This window comes from Paraburkholderia polaris (assembly GCF_012927345.1).
Lineage (GTDB): Bacteria > Pseudomonadota > Gammaproteobacteria > Burkholderiales > Burkholderiaceae > Paraburkholderia > Paraburkholderia polaris.
Window position 1 is genome coordinate 84,334 of sequence record NZ_JABBGJ010000013.1, and the last position, 16,805, is coordinate 101,138.

General features: G+C 60.6%; 16 protein-coding genes. 6 read left to right on the top strand and 10 right to left on the bottom strand.

What is annotated here, in order from left to right; all coding sequences use genetic code 11:
• Positions 1-10 precede the first annotated feature (10 nt).
• From HHL24_RS13980 to HHL24_RS14010, 7 genes are all read right to left on the bottom strand, one after another.
• Complete coding sequence (locus HHL24_RS13980) at positions 11-925, bottom strand: dimethylarginine dimethylaminohydrolase family protein (RefSeq protein WP_169486045.1); 915 nt, start codon at positions 923-925, stop codon at positions 11-13.
• A gap of 68 nt (positions 926-993) precedes the next feature.
• Positions 994-2,241 (bottom strand): Zn-dependent hydrolase, encoded by a 1,248-nt coding sequence (locus HHL24_RS13985; RefSeq protein ID WP_206002856.1) that lies wholly within the window; start codon positions 2,239-2,241, stop codon positions 994-996.
• An 11-nt stretch (positions 2,242-2,252) separates the two neighbouring features.
• Positions 2,253-3,071, bottom strand: a complete 819-nt coding sequence (locus HHL24_RS13990) for an ABC transporter permease (RefSeq protein ID WP_169486046.1) — start codon at positions 3,069-3,071, stop codon at positions 2,253-2,255.
• A gap of 1 nt (position 3,072) precedes the next feature.
• A complete protein-coding gene (locus HHL24_RS13995) occupies positions 3,073-3,909 on the bottom strand; it encodes an ABC transporter permease (protein ID WP_169486047.1) in 837 nt (278 codons plus the stop codon).
• A gap of 7 nt (positions 3,910-3,916) precedes the next feature.
• The gene (locus HHL24_RS14000) at positions 3,917-5,029 is read right to left on the bottom strand and encodes an ABC transporter substrate-binding protein (protein WP_169486048.1); all 1,113 of its coding nucleotides are present in this window, start codon (positions 5,027-5,029) and stop codon (positions 3,917-3,919) included.
• A 75-nt stretch (positions 5,030-5,104) separates the two neighbouring features.
• Positions 5,105-6,202, bottom strand: coding sequence for an ABC transporter ATP-binding protein (locus HHL24_RS14005; RefSeq protein ID WP_169486049.1), 1,098 nt, complete (start codon positions 6,200-6,202; stop codon positions 5,105-5,107).
• A 267-nt stretch (positions 6,203-6,469) separates the two neighbouring features.
• Positions 6,470-7,390 (bottom strand): LysR substrate-binding domain-containing protein, encoded by a 921-nt coding sequence (locus tag HHL24_RS14010; RefSeq protein ID WP_169486050.1) that lies wholly within the window; start codon positions 7,388-7,390, stop codon positions 6,470-6,472.
• Between the two features lie 311 nt (positions 7,391-7,701).
• Here HHL24_RS14010 and HHL24_RS14015 point away from each other — a divergent pair, with 311 nt between their 5' ends.
• Genes HHL24_RS14015 through hutC form a run of 6 tightly spaced genes read left to right on the top strand, consistent with a single transcriptional unit; the run spans position 7,702 to position 12,922 of the window.
• A complete protein-coding gene (locus tag HHL24_RS14015) occupies positions 7,702-8,553 on the top strand; it encodes a substrate-binding periplasmic protein (RefSeq protein ID WP_169486051.1) in 852 nt (283 codons plus the stop codon).
• Complete coding sequence (locus HHL24_RS14020; RefSeq protein WP_206002857.1) at positions 8,520-9,302, top strand: amino acid ABC transporter permease; 783 nt, start codon at positions 8,520-8,522, stop codon at positions 9,300-9,302. The genes HHL24_RS14015 and HHL24_RS14020 overlap by 34 nt, the downstream gene beginning before the upstream one ends.
• Positions 9,292-10,086, top strand: a complete 795-nt coding sequence (locus HHL24_RS14025; protein ID WP_206002858.1) for an amino acid ABC transporter ATP-binding protein — start codon at positions 9,292-9,294, stop codon at positions 10,084-10,086. Before HHL24_RS14020 ends, HHL24_RS14025 begins: the two co-directional genes overlap by 11 nt.
• Before the next feature lie 43 nt (positions 10,087-10,129).
• A complete protein-coding gene (locus tag HHL24_RS14030) occupies positions 10,130-10,984 on the top strand; it encodes a phytanoyl-CoA dioxygenase family protein (RefSeq protein WP_169486052.1) in 855 nt (284 codons plus the stop codon).
• Positions 10,981-12,120: a histidinol-phosphate transaminase gene (hisC, locus tag HHL24_RS14035; RefSeq protein ID WP_169486053.1), complete on the top strand. Its 1,140-nt coding sequence runs from the start codon at positions 10,981-10,983 to the stop codon at positions 12,118-12,120. The genes HHL24_RS14030 and hisC overlap by 4 nt, the downstream gene beginning before the upstream one ends.
• Before the next feature lie 49 nt (positions 12,121-12,169).
• Positions 12,170-12,922, top strand: coding sequence for a histidine utilization repressor (hutC, locus tag HHL24_RS14040; RefSeq protein ID WP_169486054.1), 753 nt, complete (start codon positions 12,170-12,172; stop codon positions 12,920-12,922).
• Between the two features lie 243 nt (positions 12,923-13,165).
• On the opposite strand, the gene HHL24_RS14045 is transcribed toward hutC, so the two are convergent.
• The 3 genes from HHL24_RS14045 to HHL24_RS14055 all read right to left on the bottom strand — a co-directional run bounded on the left by HHL24_RS14045 (position 13,166) and on the right by HHL24_RS14055 (position 16,803).
• Positions 13,166-14,338 (bottom strand): NAD(P)/FAD-dependent oxidoreductase, encoded by a 1,173-nt coding sequence (locus tag HHL24_RS14045; RefSeq protein WP_169486055.1) that lies wholly within the window; start codon positions 14,336-14,338, stop codon positions 13,166-13,168.
• A gap of 164 nt (positions 14,339-14,502) precedes the next feature.
• Positions 14,503-15,636 (bottom strand): porin, encoded by a 1,134-nt coding sequence (locus HHL24_RS14050; protein WP_169486056.1) that lies wholly within the window; start codon positions 15,634-15,636, stop codon positions 14,503-14,505.
• 210 nt (positions 15,637-15,846) lie between these two features.
• Entirely contained in the window at positions 15,847-16,803 is a 957-nt protein-coding gene (locus HHL24_RS14055) for an ornithine cyclodeaminase family protein (protein ID WP_169486057.1), read from the bottom strand.
• Positions 16,804-16,805 lie beyond the last annotated feature (2 nt).

Consider the following 16,805-nt stretch of genomic DNA (forward strand, 5'->3'; position numbering starts at 1 on the left):
CCGGGTCGCGTCAGACCGGGTCGCGCCGCAGCGGCTGGCACATGCAGTGCACGCCGCCGCCGCCGTTGGCGATCATGTCGATCTCCGGGTCGTAGACCTGGAAGCCCAGCGCCCTCAGGCGGTCCTTCAGGAAATGACTGCTGGCCGGCAGCAATACGCGATCGTTGCCGAGCGCGACCACGTTGCAGCCGAGTGTCATCGTATCCTTGAACGGCACCTCGATGATCTCGATCCCCTTGCCGCGCAGCCAGCTGACCACGCCGGGATCGGTCGTTTCGATACACACGGCCGCGAGCTTCGGCGCCAGCATCACCACCATCAGATCGATGTGCACATAGTAAGGATCGATGTCGCACAGGCGCACCTCCCAGCCTTCCTTTTCGAACCAGCCCTTGAGTTGCAGCGCCCCTTGTTCCTGCGAACGGCCTTCGACGCCTTCCCAGCCGATCAGCACACAACCCGGCTCAATGATGTCGAAATCGCCGCCTTCGAACGTGCCCGCGGTCACATAGTCGTAGATTGGAATGCCGAGTCGCTGATACGTTTCGATCGCGCGGAAGTTCTCGCCCCGCCGCCACCACTGCGCCATGTTCGTGATCACCGCGCCGTAGGGTGTCATCACCGACGAATCGCGCGCGAAGATCTGGTAGGGCAGTTCCGGATCCGGTGCATGGAAATGTACCTGCACGCCCGCCGAGCGATACGCGTCGACCATCTCCGCGTGCTGGCGCCGTGCGACCGTTGCATCGAACCGCAGACCGTTGCGCAGGCTCTTCTTGGACAGCGAGCTGGTCTCGAGCCATCGATAGTTTTCGGCCGGCCCGAGCAGCACGTCGCGCAGCAGCCCGTAGTCGCTATTGGCGCCCCAGTTGTCGAGCATCGGCGTATTGCCGTCTTCACGTCGATTTCGAAGATTGAACGTCATGATTCGTAGTCCTTATTCACTGATTGACGATATTCCGCATAAAATTGCGGTGCACTGCCCAAAATGTTCTAGCGCATGCCGGCCAACTCGAGCACGGCGCCCAACAGCACGTTCGCGCCGGCGGTGATATGCGCGGGTTCGGCATCTTCCGCTTCGTTATGGCTCACGCCTTCGCGGCATGGAATGAAGATCATCCCGGTCGGCGCGACACGCGATACATAGACCGAGTCGTGGCCCGCGCCGCTCACCATCTCACAGGCGGGCAGCCCGAGCGCATCGGCCGCCCGCGCAACCGCGTCGACACACGACTTCGCGAAGCGGATCGCCGGGGAACGCCAGACTGCGTCGATCCGGTGAGTGACGCGGTGCCGTTCGCACGCCTGCGCGGCCAGCACGAAGAATGCTTCTTCCATCTGTCGCAGAATCGCCTCGTCCGGATGACGCAGATCCACCGACAACACGATCCGGCCCGGCACCGTATTGCGCGAACCTGGGGCCACCGACAGATCGCCGAAGGTCACGCGGCTCGCGGGCGCATGTGCATCGACCAGCGCGTAAAGCTGCTGCTGGATCTCGCACAACGCGCGGAACGGATCGCGCCGGTCGGCCATCGGCGTCGGACCCGCGTGCACTTCGCGGCCATCGATCACGAGGTCATACCAGCGCATCCCTTGCACACCTGACACCACACCGATGGTCAGGCCGCGCTGCTCGAGAATCGGACCCTGCTCGATATGCAGTTCGAGCGCGGCCGCATAGGTCTGCCCGTGCACCGGGCGCTCGCCCGCGTAGCCGATGCGCGCCAGTTCGTCGCCGAGCGTCTGCCCCGCCTTGTCGGTACGCGACAGGCCGTAGTCGAGCGTAAACGCGCCGGCGAATACGCCGGAACCCACCATCGCAGGCGCGAAGCGCGCGCCCTCTTCATTAGTCCAGCTGGCGATCTCCAGTGGATGCACGGTTTGCACGCCGTTATCGTTCAGCGTCTGCGCGACTTCGAGCCCTGCCAGCACGCCGAGCACCCCGTCGAACTTGCCGCCGGTCGGCTGCGAATCCAGATGCGAGCCCACCAGCACCGGCGGCAACGTCGCATCGGCACCCGCGCGGCGGGCAAACAGATTACCGATCCGATCGACGCTGACCATCAGGCCCGCCGCTTCACACCAGTTGCGAAACAGATCGCGGCCGCGCCGGTCGGTATCCGTCAGCGCCTGCCGATCGACGCCGCCGTTGGGCAGCGCGCCGATCTGCGCCATGTCCATCAGACGCGACCACAGCCGCGCACCATCGACGCGCAATGCGCCGTTCATCGTTGTCATGCCAGATATCCTCAGTGAGTGAGCTGCCTGCGCGCCGCCAGATGCTGAAGCACCATCCGTCCGACCAGCACGGTCGTCGTGATCGCGAGCAGCAGGACGGAAATCGCTGCGACGCTCGGGCTGATGTTGTCGCGCAAGTCGGTCCAGATATGACGCGGCACCGTATTGACGTTAACGCTCGTGACGAACAGCGTCACCGAGATCTCCTCCCATGAGAGCGCCAGTCCGAGAAACAGCGTCGAAGCAATCGCCAGCTTGAGATTCGGCAACACCACGAGGAAGGTGGTCTGCATCAGGCCCGCGCCCAGATTGCGTGCCGCCAGTTCGATGCGCCGGTCGAGCTGCGCAAGCGCGACCATCATCGTTACGACGCAGTACGGCGCGATCATCACGATATGTGCGATCACGACGCCGGGCAGCGTGTCATAGCCGATCGACGGCAACCACGCGCCGAGCTTCGTTTCCATGAAGTACAGCACCATCGCGGAGATCACGGGTGGAATCACCATCGGCACCAGCACCAGCGCGACCGTCGCCTTGACGATGCGCGAGCGCACATACCAGACGCCGACGCTGAACGCGACTGCCAGCACGGTTGCGATCACGCTCGCGCATGCCGCGACCAGCGCGCTCTGGACGATGCTCGACAGCCAGTCGCTGCTGCTGAACAACGCGTCGTAGTGGCGCAGCGACCAGTGCCCTTCCGGCATCGACAGATATCGCTTCGCCGTGAACGATACGGGTACCACGGCCAGCAGCGGGAACACCAGGAAGCTGATCGCGAACACGGCCATGATGCGGCTCACGCCGCCGGTTTGTTGTGCGCTCATCTCAGTTCACCAGCTTGTTGACACGGCTCGCCCGCATCAGCAGCGCCGCCATCAGTCCGATAAAGGCCAGCAAGGTCACGCTCAACGCCGCACCGAGCCCCCAGTTGTTGGTCTGGAACATCTGCAGATACACGTATTCGGCGATCATCGCGGTCTGCCCGCCGCCGAGAATGGCCGGCGTGATGAAAAAACCGAGGCAGAACACGAACACGATCAGAAAGGCGCCGAGCAGGCCCGGCAGCGTCTGTGGCACGAGCACCGACCAAAAGGTGCGCAGTCCACCGGCGCCGAGACCCCGCGCGGCCAGCAACGTACGGCGATCGAGTTGGCGCATGCTCGACGCGAGCGGAAAGATCGCGTACGGCACCATGAAATGCACCATGCCGATCACCACACCGAATTCGTTGCGCGTCATTTGCAGCGGTTCATGGATCAAGCCGAGTCCCATCAGCCACGCATTGAGAATGCCGTCGTTGCCGAGCGCGATCAGCCAGCCGAACGCGCGCACCAGCACTGAAATCCACATCGGCACGAACACCGCGAGCTCCACCACCCGCTGCCACGGCCGCGACGCGAACACCCAGCAATACGACAGCAGGTAGCCGATCGCCACCGCCAGCACGGTGGTGGTCAGGCAAAGCCTGAACGTGCGCAGCAGCACGTCGCGAATCGACGAGTCGGTGACGACTTGCCGATACTGCTCGAGCCCCGGCGTCGGCAAGGTCACGCTCCAGCCCATCACGCCAGCGAGCGGCAGGCCATAGAGCAGCAGCAGCAACAGCGGCAGCGGCGCGATCAGCGCGGCGCGCTTGACGGTAGCGAAATTCACGGCGTTCATCGTTCGCTCACCGCGCCGAAAGCTTCAGGTATTGCTCGAGCGAACTCGCGTAGTTGTCCGCATACCATTCGCTATTCAGGCGGATCTGCTTCGCGAGGTTTTCGGGTGAGCCTGCGTCGCGCGCGCGCAGATTGGCCGGGATCATCGCGCGCGCCGCCGGATTGGCCGGGCTGTTGTTGGTCAGCTTGAACAGCTCGACCTGGGTTTTCGGGTCTTGCGCGTAGGCGATGAACTGCATCGCAGCCTGAGTGCCGCCCGGATTGTTCTTCAGCACCGCCCAGTCGCTCGGATTGACGAACGCGTTCTCGTAGCCCCATTTGATGCGGCCGTCGGTGTCGTCTTCGAGCAGCGTCGCACGCGTATTCCAGATCGCGCCCACTGACACGTCGCCATTCACCATCAACTGCTGGCTCTCGGCACCCGAGCCCCAGTAAGCGAGCACGTGCGGCTTCAGTTCATCGAGCTTGCGCAGCGCGCGCGGCACGTCGAGCGGATACAGCGCGGACGGCGCCACGCCATCGGCCAGCAGTGCCGCTTCGAGCATCCCGTTCATCCACTTGTAGAGCGTGCGTTTGCCCGGAAACGCCTGCACGTTGAAGAAATCGGCCCACGTGCGCGGTCCTTTGGTGCCGAATTTCTTGCTGTCCCACGCGATCACATAGCTGAACAGATAGCTCGCGATCCCGTAGTCGTGCGCAAAACCCGGTGCAACCTTGTTGCGATCGATGATCTTGTAGTCGAGCGGCTGGCAGATGCCGGCACGCCCGAGCGTCAGCGCGGTGAACGGTTCGGCATCGACCACGTCCCAGCTCGGGTGGCCGCTCGCGGCCTGAGTGCGGATCGCGCCGTCGGTGGGGCCGCTGCCGTCGATCTTGACGGGCACGCCAGTCTGATGACTGAACGCATCGGTCCATGCCTTGCGGTATGCGTCGATCGCATCGCCGCCCCAGTTCACAACCACGAGCTGCTTGCCCTGCGCAAAGCTGACGCCCGCGCGCAGCGACGCCGGCAATGCCGCCATCAGGCTCATCGCCTTGACGAAATTGCGGCGGCTGATCTTGCCCGCGCGTGCGCGGTCCATGAGGATCTCGATGCAGTCACTCTGATGGTGCTTGTCCATGTGGCGCTCCGTTGTGGAAATGGTTATGTGCCGCGCGACTCGATCAGGGTGGCATCGACGCGCGGTGAGGTCTCTTCACGCGTCGAGCAACATGCTGTTCGACGGACACCAGCTGAGCCATACGCGTGCCTCGCGGCCGAGCGCCTGTACTGGATGCCCGAGCGGCACATCGATCAGCGTGTGGGCCGGCGCGGCGTCGCTGCCGGTGCGCACCGCAAGCGCGGTGCGTGAACCCTGGAAGGTCCGCTCGACGATCGTACCGGCGACCACGTTGTGGCCGGACTCGCGCGGCGGCTCGACATGCAGCGTCATATGCTCGGGCCGCACGGCAAGGACCTTCGCGCCTAGCGCTGCACCCGCACAGGACAGCGCGCGCAACACGATGTCACCATGCCGGCCCACCGTATGCGCGCCGTCCTCGCGCTGCGCATCGAAGCCGAATACGTTCATCTTGCCGAGGAACTCGCCGACGAAGCGGCTCGCGGGTCGCATGTAGATCTGCTCCGGCGTGTCGATCTGCATAAGCTGCCCCTTGTTGAAGATCGCGATGCGGGTCGACAGCGCGAGCGCTTCTTCCTGATCGTGCGTGACGAAGACGAAGGTCGTGCCCACCTGTTGATGAATACGCCTGAGTTCTGCCTGCAGCTGCTCGCGCATATTTTTATCGAGGGCAGAAAGCGGCTCGTCGAGCAGCAGCAGGTCGGGTTCGAACACCAGCGCGCGGGCAATTGCCACACGCTGCTGCTGGCCGCCCGACAGTTCGTGCGGCCGTTTGTGCGCATGCGCGGTGAGACCCACCGTCTCCAGCATGCGCATCACACGTTGACGGCGCGCCGCCGCATCGACCTTGCGGATGCGCAGCCCAAAGGCGACGTTGTCGAACACCGACATGTGCGGAAACAGCGCGTAGCCCTGGAACACCATGCCGAAGTTGCGCTTCTCGGGGGGGCGGCGCGTGATGTCGACGCCCTCTTTGAAGAGCCGCCCCGTGCTCGGCTCGGTGAAGCCCGCGAGGATCATCAGCAGCGTCGTCTTGCCGGAACCGGAGGGCCCGAGCAAGGTCAGGAATTCGCCTTTGCGTACATCGATCGATACGTTGTCGAGCGCGACAAATGAGCCATAGCGCCTCGTAATGCCGTCAGCGCACAACTGGTTCTGGGTAAGCGTGTCCACGTGCTGTCTCTATGGTTGATCCGTCGTCGTGCCCGAGGTACCCCAGGCGCCAATGCGAGACGAATTTACATGGCAAACAGGTGAATAACAATCGCGGAAATTAAACGTGAAACGTCAGAATTTTTCACCAATTGGCAACGACAAGCACCGTCCGCAAGGGCCTAAAAATCTGACGAAGGCGCTACTTATAGGTGTTTTCTCGTATGGATCGGGTTGGTCGGGATGGGCTACGTCGGGCTGCCCATCCGGCGATCTGGCGGCTTTTTCTCAACTCACGCCGCGCCCCAGACGAGCGCCCCACGAGCGTACCGACTCGCGAAGCTCGTCGAGCAGCCAGTTGCTGAAGGCGCACACTTCGGGCCGTTGCGAGCGCTCCGGCCGTGCCAGCAGGTAATAGCCGCGCGGCGATTCGATCGTCACGTCGAACGGTCGCACGAGCAGCCCGCGCGCCAGCGCGTCGCCGCTCAGAAACGTGTCGCCGATCGCGATCCCCTGGCCCGAGATCGCGGCCTCCTGCGCGAACGGCGCCTCAGAAAACACCATGCCGCGCCTGCCGTCGATCTCATGCGCGCCAGCCGCGGCAAGCCACTGGCTCCAGTCCGCATGACTGCCCATATGTAGCAACAGGACGTCAGCGAGGTCGTCGGTCGTCAGCGGCCGGCCGCGCGCATTGACGAGCGTCGGGCTGCACACAGGGAAATAGCTGAGCGACGTGATGGGCTCGATCGTAAAGTCGGTCCAGTCGCCGCTGCCGTACGCGATGAACAGATCGGCTTCGCGTGCATTCACTTCGTCGGCTGCACGCGGCGCGGTAATGCTGAGTTCAACATGCGGATACGCGCGATGGAACGCGCCCAGGTGATGACACAGCCAGTAGACCGCAAAGCCCGGCGTGCAGCTTACGCGCAGACGCCCGGCGACTTCGCCACCGGCGCTGCGGTGCGCGGCTTCCTCGAGGATGCCAAGCGCGCGCCGCGCCTCGTGGATATAGCGTTCGCCGCGCCAGGTCAGCGCGACGCCTCGCCCAGCCCGCTCGAGTACCGCAAAGCCCAGGCTCTGCTCCAGTGCATTGATCTGGTGGCTGATCGCACTGCGCGTCAAAAACAGTTCAGTGGCTGCGCGCGACACGGAACCATGCCTCGCGATTGCGTCAAGCGCTCTCAACGCGGTAATTGAAGGCAAATGCATAAGTTTGCTAAACGGATGACGTTGGAGGAAGCGGAAGTTTCGACTGCGAAGGCTCGCTCGAAGTAATTGATCGCCGAGCATACCGCGTGACACCGCCGACTCAATAGTTCTTCGCACGGCACCCAGACGCGCAAACCTGTGGGTGCGATAGCCCACGGTCAATCCGATATCGCCGCCAAAAAAAGACTTGGACATTTTTTTTGTTGCAGTATAGTCCGGTCTAGACCGCTGTGCGGATCGACTTCACCGAGGTATCGCAGACGCGCACAACGTTTCCACCAGCCGTTCCCCTTCTGCCCGGAGTGTTCGCCATGAATCGTCTGATCGCGTTATGTGTCGTCGCCGTTCTGTCCAGCTCTGCATTTCCAGTCGCCGCGGGCTGTCTGGACGACGTGAAGGCGAGTGGTGTACTGACGGCTGGCAATGGCCTGATGGGTACCCGTCCTTTCGTCTGGCAAAACGAAGACGGCAGCTACGGCGGATTCGAGGCCGCTATGCTGAAGGAAGTGGGTAAGCGCATCGGCGTGCCGAAGACAGACTTCGTCGTCACCGAATGGAGTACGTTGATTCCCGGTCTGAAATCGAAGCGCTGGGACATCATCTTCTCGTCGATGTCGGCCACGCAGGAGCGCATCCAGAACGCCAACGTACGTTTCTCGCGGCCCTACTTCCTGCTGTACGACGAAATAATTGTCAAAACCGATTCGCCAATCCAGTCGTTCGCCGATCTGAAGAACCGGAAAGTTGCCACAACGCTCGGCACCAACGATTCGGTGAACGCGCACCGGCTCGCGGCCGAAGGCCAGATCGGTGAAGTCATGGACTTCAATTCATTCGGCGAGCCGTTCATGGCGCTGCAGAACGGCCAGGTCGACGCGGTACTGCTCGATCAGGGCACCTTGCTCGGCCAACGCGAGAAGATGACCAATCTGCGCGTTGTCGGTCAGCCAATCTACTATCATCCGAAGCCCGAATGGGCCGACGCCGAGAACAAGGCGAGCTATAGATTCGGCACGAGTGCCGTAGCGGTTCGCGCAGAATGCGGCGACCTTCTCACAGCGATCAATGGCGCGCTGCAATCGATGGATCAGGACGGCACGCGGCAGAAGATCCTGACGAAGTACGGTGCATGGTCGCCGGAACAAGCGGTGCTGACGAAGTAATCGCACCGATCATGAGCGAGTTCTTCTTTACGCTGATTCCGCGCTACTTTCCGTTCTTGCTAAAGGGCGCGTGGGTGACGATCGAACTGTCGGTCATCAGCATGACGTGTGCGATTGCGCTTGGCCTCGCGGTCGCAATTGGCCGGCTGTCGTCACGGCGCTGGCTCGACTGGCTGCTGCGCGCCTATGTCGAGATCTGGCGCGACGTACCGTTGGTGGTCCAGTTGCTCGTGATCTACTTCACGTTGCCGCAGGTCGGTTTGACCTTGTCGGGATTCTGGGCGGGCGTGCTCGGCCTCGCGTTGAACCTCGGCGCGTATCTTTCCGAGGTATTCCGCGCGGCGATCCAGGCGGTGGACAACGGTCAGCGTGAAGCGGGACTGACCATCGGCATGTCGCACACGATGATCTACCGGCGGGTGATTCTTCCTCAAGCGCTGAAGGTCGCGCTTCCCACGATCGGCGGCTATTTCATTTCGTTGCTGAAGGATTCGTCGCTGGTGTCGTTCATTGCGGTCAATGAATTGCTACGGCACGGCACGATTGTGATCGCCGATACCTTCATGAGCATGCAGGTCTATCTGATGGTGGCGATCATCTACTTCGCGATGAGCTTTGTGGCTGCACGTGGCGTGCGATGGATCGAGCAGCAGTTCACGCCGGTACACCGCGGCGGAAAACGGGTGTCAACACAGATTCCCGCAGGCAAGGCCGGCGCGGCTAGCACGGAGCCCAATCTTGAAACCTGATCGAAACGGCGGAGCGAATCCCCCAGCGTCCATTCTCGAGGTACGCGCGCTCGAAAAATCATTCGGCGCGGTAAAGGTGCTCAAAGGCATCGACCTGCGTATCCGGCCCGGCGAGGTCAGTTTCTTCATCGGTCCGAGTGGTGGGGGCAAGTCCACCTTGCTCCGTTGCATCAATTTTCTGGACATGCCGACCGGCGGTGAAATTCATTTCGACGGCGAACGGCTTTGTCATCAGGAAGGCGCCACGTTTCGCACGAAGCCGGAAGCGCAGCTACGCATCGCACGGCGCAAGATGCCAATGGTGTTTCAGCAATTCAATCTTTTCGCTCATCGCACCGTGCTCGAAAACGTGATCGAAGGGCCGATCCACGTGCAGCGCCGGCAACGCGACGAAGTCATTAGCGAGGCCTCGGCGATCCTGCAGCAGGTCGGCCTGGGCAATCGGCTTGGCTATTACCCCGACCAGTTGTCGGGCGGCCAGCGCCAGCGCGTTGCGATTGCGCGGGCACTGGCGATGAAACCCAAAGTCGTCCTGTTCGACGAGCCGACCTCGGCACTCGATCCGGAGCTGGTCGCGGGCGTGCTCGACACGATTCGCACCCTTGCCGATGCAGGTTTGACGCTTGCCATCGTGACGCATGAGATGGCGTTCGCGCGGAAGCTGGCCGACACGATTCATTTTGTCGCGGACGGCGTCATTCTGGAGTCGGGCACCCCTGACTCGATTCTCGGTGCGACAGGAAATAGCCGCATCGCCGATTTCATTCGAGCCGTCGAGCGATGAGCTGAGCCGCGTGACATGTCAACCCCACACAAAGGAAACGGAGATGTCTGAAACCATTCAACAGCGCGTCGCGCGCGCGGTGACCGACGATCTGGTGCGGGCGTTTCGCGTCGATGGCGCGGTGCGTATTCGCAATATTTTCTCCACGGATGAACTGGCGATGTTGCGCGAGGCTATCGACCGCAACATCGCCCAGCCGAGTCCGCGTGCAAAAGTGGCGAGCCGGCCGGACGATCCAGGCTGGTTTTTCGAGGACTTCTGTAACTGGCAGGATAACGACGGTTACCGTCGATTCGTCATGGAATCGCCTGCGCCGAGCGTAGCGGGTGCGTTGATGGGCGGCGAAGCGGTCCGCTTCTATCACGATCATCTACTGGTGAAAGAGCCAAACACGCGCCAACGCACGCCATGGCACCAGGACCAGCCGTACTACAACATCACCGGCGACCAGAACGTCAGCATGTGGATTCCCGTCGATCCGGTCACGCGAGCGTCGACACTCGAATTTGTCGCGGGTTCGCATCGCGGGCCGTGGCTCATGCCTCGCACGTTCATTGCCAACGAGGCGAAGTGGTTTCCCGAAGGCAGTCTGACTGATTTGCCCGATATCGAAAGCAATCGTGACGCGTATCCGATCATCGGCTGGGAACTCGAACCAGGCGATATGGTGTGCTTTCATATGCTGACGTTGCATGCGTCGGGGGGCGTTGGCGGCAACCGTCGGCGCCGCGCGTTTTCGCTGCGGTTTATCGGCGACGATATCCGTCACAAGCCACGCCCGTGGCGCACATCGCCTGAGTTTCCAGGCCTGCGCGAGACGCTCGCCGAGGGCGCGCCGATGGCGCACCCGCTATTTCCGATAGTGTGGCGCGCGGATCAAGGACAGGTGGGCGCATGAGCGAAGCGAAAAGCGAGCTGGACGATGCCGTGAAAGACGCACCGGTGCCCGCGCATATCCGTGCGTTGCCGCTCTATGTCCCGGGCCGCTCCGAGCAATCAGTTGCGCGCGAATATGGTCTGGCGCGCATCATCAAGCTCGCATCGAATGAAAACCCGCTCGGCTGCAGCCCACATGTCGCGCAAGCCTTGGTTGAGCAGTTCAGCGGCGCGGATACCGCGCTCGCGCGCTATCCGGACAGCGATGCATTCGATCTGCGCAACGCGCTTAGCCGCTATCATGGTGTACCGGCCAATCATATCGCGGTGACGAACGGCTCCCACGAACTGATCGATCTGTGCGCCGCGTTGAGTTTGCGCGCCGGTACCGCGGGCCTCTATTCACAGTACGCATTTCAGGCCTATCCGATCAGCATCAAGGCGCGCGGCGCTAGCGCAATCGAAGTGCCGGCGTCCAATTACCGTCACGATCCTGCCGCGATGCGCGCGGCGTTGACCGACACGACGCGCCTCGTCTACATCTGCAACCCCAACAATCCAACGGGTACGCTGTTGTCTCCGGCGGAGATCGAAGTCATTCTGGATTCAGTGGGTCCGGATACACTCGTGGTGCTCGATGAAGCGTATATCGATTACGTCGATCCCGCGCTGCGACCCGATTCGATTTCACTGGTTGCGCGTTATCCGCAACTGGTCGTCGCGCGAACGTTTTCGAAGGCGTACGGGTTGGCCTCGCTGCGAGTCGGTTACGGCATCATGCATCCCGATCTTGTCGACGCCGTTGCCCGAATCCGCCCGACGTTCAGCGTCAATGCACTCGCGCAGCGCGCGGCCTTGACGGCGCTCGCCGATCGCGCATTCCTGCAACGCACACAGAGCCTGAACCGTGCGGGCATTACGCAAATCACGCAAGCGCTGGCGCATCGGGGCATTCCATTCATCCCGACGCATGCGAATTTCATTACGATTGGCTTGAACGACGCAAAGACGGTGGCACAACGGCTGCTGCGGGCCGGCATCGTGGTCCGGCCGCTCGGCGCATACGAACTGGACGATTTTGTCCGCGTGACCGTCGGTACAGAAGAAGAAAATGACATGTTTCTGCGCACCTTGCTCGCGTCGCTTGAGCACGACTAAAAGCGTAATAGAATCGGTGTCGCTCAATCGGAATCGAAAGGTAGTACATATGGCTCAAAAACCGGGTGCGCCGTTTCAGCAGATCAAGGCCGTTGTGCGCGACAAGGTTCGTGCAGGCGAATGGGGTGTTGGTGAGCGCATCCCGTCGGAGATCGATCTGGCGACGGCGTTCGGGGTAGCGCGCATGACGGTCAATCGCGCATTACGCGAACTGACTGCCGAGGGCGAACTCGAACGCGTCGCCGGGGTCGGCACGTTTGTCGCCGAAAGCAAACCGCAGTCGAACCTGCTGATGATCGCCCATATTCGCGATGAGATTCGCTCGCGAGGGCACGACTACGCCTGCAAGGTCAATACGCTGGCGCGCGAAGCCGCATCGGCCGAGGTCGCTGCGGCGTTCGGGCTGCCCAGGAATACGTCCGTGTTTCATCTGACGTGCGTACACATGGAAAACGGACGGCCCATTCAGTTCGAAGACCGATATGTGAACCCCGCTGCTGCACCGGATTTTCTCACGCAGGACTTCACGGCCGAGCCGCCATCGCAGTATCTCTACAACAATGTGTCGCACTACGAACTTGAAATCGAGCATATCGTGGACGCCTGCCTGCCGACGCCTGAACAGGCAGCGCTGCTCGGAATGCGAACCGACGAACCTTGCCTGATGCTGACGCGCCGCACCTGGACCAACGGCACGCCGGTGACATTCGCCCGCTTCGTTCACCCCGGCAACCGGTATCGGCTCGGCTCGCGCTTCAAACCGAACTCGATGCGCGGCCAGGGGTTGGCCACGAGCCGCTGAAAACTAGCGTGGACGTAAAACGCCGGCCAGTGGCATCAAAACGGCACCCCCTCCAACCGCCCCATACGACCCGCGCAAAATCTTTCTTCATCGCATCATCATAAGCGACGGCCCGAGCAACGTGACGGTGCCGTCGCCCGAGCCTTGCAACGAAATCTCTCCGTGTCCGCTCCATGACTTTGCGCAAATGGTTTGAGCGGGCACAACCGATCGCCGCTGGCTGTGTCTGTTCCTTACGCAAGACTAAACGACGTTCCTTTCGACAATCGCCCGATTTTCCAGTACTCGTGTCCAGCTTAGCGACGACAGGTCCAAGGTTGAATACTTGCCGTTCAAAATCAATTCACTGATACCGCGCCCCGTTGCCGGCCCTTGTTGCAGACCATGGCCGCTGAAGCCGTTGGCAAAGATGCAATTTTCCACGTCGGGGTGATGTCCGATAATGGCATTATGATCAAACACGTTGTATTCGTAATAACCGGACCAGCAATTCTCGACGCGCAGCGCCTCGAACTGGGGTATGCGATTAGCCAGTGTCGGCCAGATCACCTCGTCGAACAGATTGTGATCTACCTGATCTAGCGGAAGGTCGTCCGGATCGTTATCGGCGGCAGGAGATGTTCCGCAGATATACGTCTTGCCTTCCGGCCGGAAATAAACGCCTGTCGGGTCAATCAGTAGCGGACACCCCATCAGTTTCGCAGGCGACGATACGTTGAAAATGCTGCGACGTCTTGCAAAAACAGGGATGTCGATACCGACCATTTCGGCGACCCTCCGCGCCCAGGCACCCGCAGCGTTGACCACCGTATCGCAAGGATATTCCTGGCCGTTTGACGCGAGAACGTGCGTAATTTTTTTCCGATCCCGCTTCACGCCCACTACGTCTGCAGGAACGTACCAAACTCCGAGCGCTTGAGCCTTCCTGCGCAGCGCCTGGACCAGTCCGTACCCGTCAAACCACCCCTCCCCGGATACGCCATACGCGCCCGCGGCAAGGTCTTCAACATTGAGCCACGGAAACTGTTGTTGCAGACCTTCTTTGTCCAGGAGGCTGATGTCTGCACCAAGGCTCGTTTGCAGCGCATGGTTTTCCCGAAGAGTATGTTCGCCCGCCGGAGTGGCGAGGAAAAGATACCCACCTTCGTGGAGATCGATCGAAGGTTGCTCACCAGAGATCTCAAGCCGCGCTCCAATCGAGCGGAGAAATTCGATGCCATATAGCGACATCTGGATAGAGAGCGGCGTCGAGAATTGTTGTCGGATCGAAGCAGCGGACAGCGCTGACGACGATCGGGCGTAACTCGGATCGCGTTCGATCACGGTGACCTCAACGGTAGGATCCGCTGCGCGTAAGAAATACGCTACGGAACTACCGATCACGCCACCGCCCACAATAACAACTTTTGAAGCCACGTCGCACTCCTCATTGATAAAAATGAACGCCAAATTTTCCCATCATTCACTGCAAAAGCCTGAAATTAAGGTATTTCATGAACTATTCTGATTGTTGCTTGCCGACTGAAAAACGCCGCGTTCGGCGACAAACCATCCACGGCGACAGAACGTCAGGCCCACCGTCAGAAACGATGTCGAATGCCAACGGTCAGGTTCGCCTGCGAACTCGCCCCCGCATTGATGTCGGTCGATCCAATCACCGCTTGCGCGCTGCCCATTCCGTTTTGACCGGTCGCGTGGGTGTAGGCAGCCCATGCGTAGAAATCAGTGCGTTTACTGATAAAATAGTCCGCAGCTACTGCGAATTGATTATATTTCGCAGATGAATCTCCACTAGACTTCATATACGTATAGCCTATTTCGGCATTTAGAAATGCCGAAATCTGCCAATTAGCGTAAATGGATCCATTGTTATATTTCTCGGGGGTAACGAAAGTGGAGCTGGCATCTGACTGATACTTCGAAAAACTGTAATAGCCGCCGAATGTGACCGGCCCTGCGGTGTACGCCGCGCCTGCGCGAGCAATATCTATCGCGCTAGCTGACGCATAGGCGCTGTTGACCGCACTATTAAACAACGTGTCTGAGGTTGTTGTACCGCGGGTCGAAAGTATCGCGTTACCGTTATCTATATGCGTATAGCCGAGCGCGAGGCTCAAATGATGGATCGTGTACGCCAGCGCGCCAATGTACGACTGCCCCGACCCGCTCGCCCCGGCGACGCCCCCGACTGCATACATTGCCTCAGCCTGCAGGCCCGCCCAGACAGGACTGGCATATTTAATCGAGTTATTGAATCGTGCACTCGCATCGGCATTGTCAACGTCTCCGGGAGACGTGAAGACGCCACCAAGAAAGTTGTCGCCCTGTACGGGTAGCACCAGGTCCGTCGTCGCATCGTATTGGCGACCAACGGTCAACGTGCCCCACCGGTCCGCTGTCAACCCCACAAAAACTTGCCGGCCGAAAAATCGCCCGCCTTGTTGTATCTCTCCTGTCGTCGGACTAAAGCCGGCCTCCAGCGTGAAGATTGTCTTAAGTCCGCCTCCCAGGTCTTCTTTTCCCGTCAAGCCCCAACGCGTGCCTGATTCGTTCCCGTTGGACATCTTGATCTGCGTGCTATCGCCCCCTGAGTTATGAAGGTAGGTCATACCCGTGTCGATGATTCCGTATAAGGTGACGGAATTTTGAGCTTGAGCAGACATGCTGGAGAAAGCGGCGGCCAGAGAGGCAGCAATGAAGGAAACGCGTTTCATGGCGGAAATCCGTAGTAGGAGGTTATGGAATACTTCTTTTTACTATTAGGATTACTGATCGTAAACCGGGATATATATTTTTTATGGCGAATAATTAATCACGTGGCACAGGGAACCCTGCGGCGCTCCGGTCCTCTCAAGCGGCTAGCCCTCGAATTCCACATGTTTTTTCATGCTTGCGCATTCGAGGACCGTCGCCACCCGGACAGGTCAACACTCAAGCGCGTCTTTTGCCCGCTTCATCAAATGGCGAGCCGTGTACATATCCAGATGCGCGCCACCAACGTTCTTGAACATCGTGATTTCATCGGGATGCGTACGTCCAGGGTGTCTGCCGGAGCACAGGTCAAACAGATCGGCGAGAATGGACGAACTCGTTATCAGTCCAGCCGCTATGGGTTGTGCGATTTCACCGGAGCGCTCGCAACCGGTTCTTGTATCAACAAATATGTGCGCTCGCTTTACTACCTCGTCATCCGCTTCGCGCATGTCGGGCGCGTAAGCCCCGATCAGGTCGACGTGAGTGCCTGGCCGAAGGAGCGCGCCACGAACCAATGGCGCCGAGGACATCGTGACGCACGATACGATATCCGCCGCAGCGAGGGCCAGCTTCAGGTCTGGCTCCGCCTGAACGCTCACGCCGACATGCTCTAATGTCGATGCCAGCCTCACTGCGCGTGAGTGCGTGCGGTTCCAGATGATGATTCGCTTGAGCGATGGGCGCACAGCAACATACGCCTCGACAATGTGCGGAGCAAGCGCGCCTGCTCCGACAACCAGCAGCACCTGCGAATCGGCTCGCGACAGCAACCTCGCGCCAAGCGCAGAGTCCGCGGCGGTCTTGCGACGAGTCAGCGAACCGCCGTCGCAAATCAGCAGCGGTGCGCCGGTCTTGCCGTCAAAAAGCGCTACGATCCCCTGCACCGTTGGCTGCGGCGGACAAAGTTGCATATTGTCCGGAAATACTCCAACCAGCTTCGCTGCAATCATGTCGTCGGCGGCCCATGCCATCAGCGAGACGAACTTGTCATCCCCGCTTGCCGGCGAGTCCATCACCAATGCGCCAGTCTCCGGCATACCCTGTCCGGCATGTGCGGTTTGTAGTGCATCCACGAGCCCGGGATAATCGAGCAAGCGATCGACTGAGTTTTCATCCAGGTAATTCATTG

Bases quoted from the DNA above. Each gene is read 5' to 3' on its own strand.
- HHL24_RS13980 (WP_169486045.1), bottom strand. From the start codon at position 925: ATGACGTTCAATCTTCGAAATCGACGTGAAGACGGCAATACGCCGATG.
- HHL24_RS13985 (WP_206002856.1), bottom strand. From the start codon at position 2,241: ATGACAACGATGAACGGCGCATTGCGCGTCGATGGTGCGCGGCTGTGG.
- HHL24_RS13990 (WP_169486046.1), bottom strand. From the start codon at position 3,071: ATGAGCGCACAACAAACCGGCGGCGTGAGCCGCATCATGGCCGTGTTC.
- HHL24_RS13995 (WP_169486047.1), bottom strand. From the start codon at position 3,909: ATGAACGCCGTGAATTTCGCTACCGTCAAGCGCGCCGCGCTGATCGCG.
- HHL24_RS14000 (WP_169486048.1), bottom strand. From the start codon at position 5,029: ATGGACAAGCACCATCAGAGTGACTGCATCGAGATCCTCATGGACCGC.
- HHL24_RS14010 (WP_169486050.1), bottom strand. From the start codon at position 7,390: ATGCATTTGCCTTCAATTACCGCGTTGAGAGCGCTTGACGCAATCGCG.
- HHL24_RS14015 (WP_169486051.1), top strand. From the start codon at position 7,702: ATGAATCGTCTGATCGCGTTATGTGTCGTCGCCGTTCTGTCCAGCTCT.
- HHL24_RS14020 (WP_206002857.1), top strand. From the start codon at position 8,520: ATGGTCGCCGGAACAAGCGGTGCTGACGAAGTAATCGCACCGATCATG.
- HHL24_RS14030 (WP_169486052.1), top strand. From the start codon at position 10,130: ATGTCTGAAACCATTCAACAGCGCGTCGCGCGCGCGGTGACCGACGAT.
- hisC (WP_169486053.1), top strand. From the start codon at position 10,981: ATGAGCGAAGCGAAAAGCGAGCTGGACGATGCCGTGAAAGACGCACCG.
- hutC (WP_169486054.1), top strand. From the start codon at position 12,170: ATGGCTCAAAAACCGGGTGCGCCGTTTCAGCAGATCAAGGCCGTTGTG.
- HHL24_RS14050 (WP_169486056.1), bottom strand. From the start codon at position 15,636: ATGAAACGCGTTTCCTTCATTGCTGCCTCTCTGGCCGCCGCTTTCTCC.
- HHL24_RS14055 (WP_169486057.1), bottom strand. From the start codon at position 16,803: ATGAATTACCTGGATGAAAACTCAGTCGATCGCTTGCTCGATTATCCC.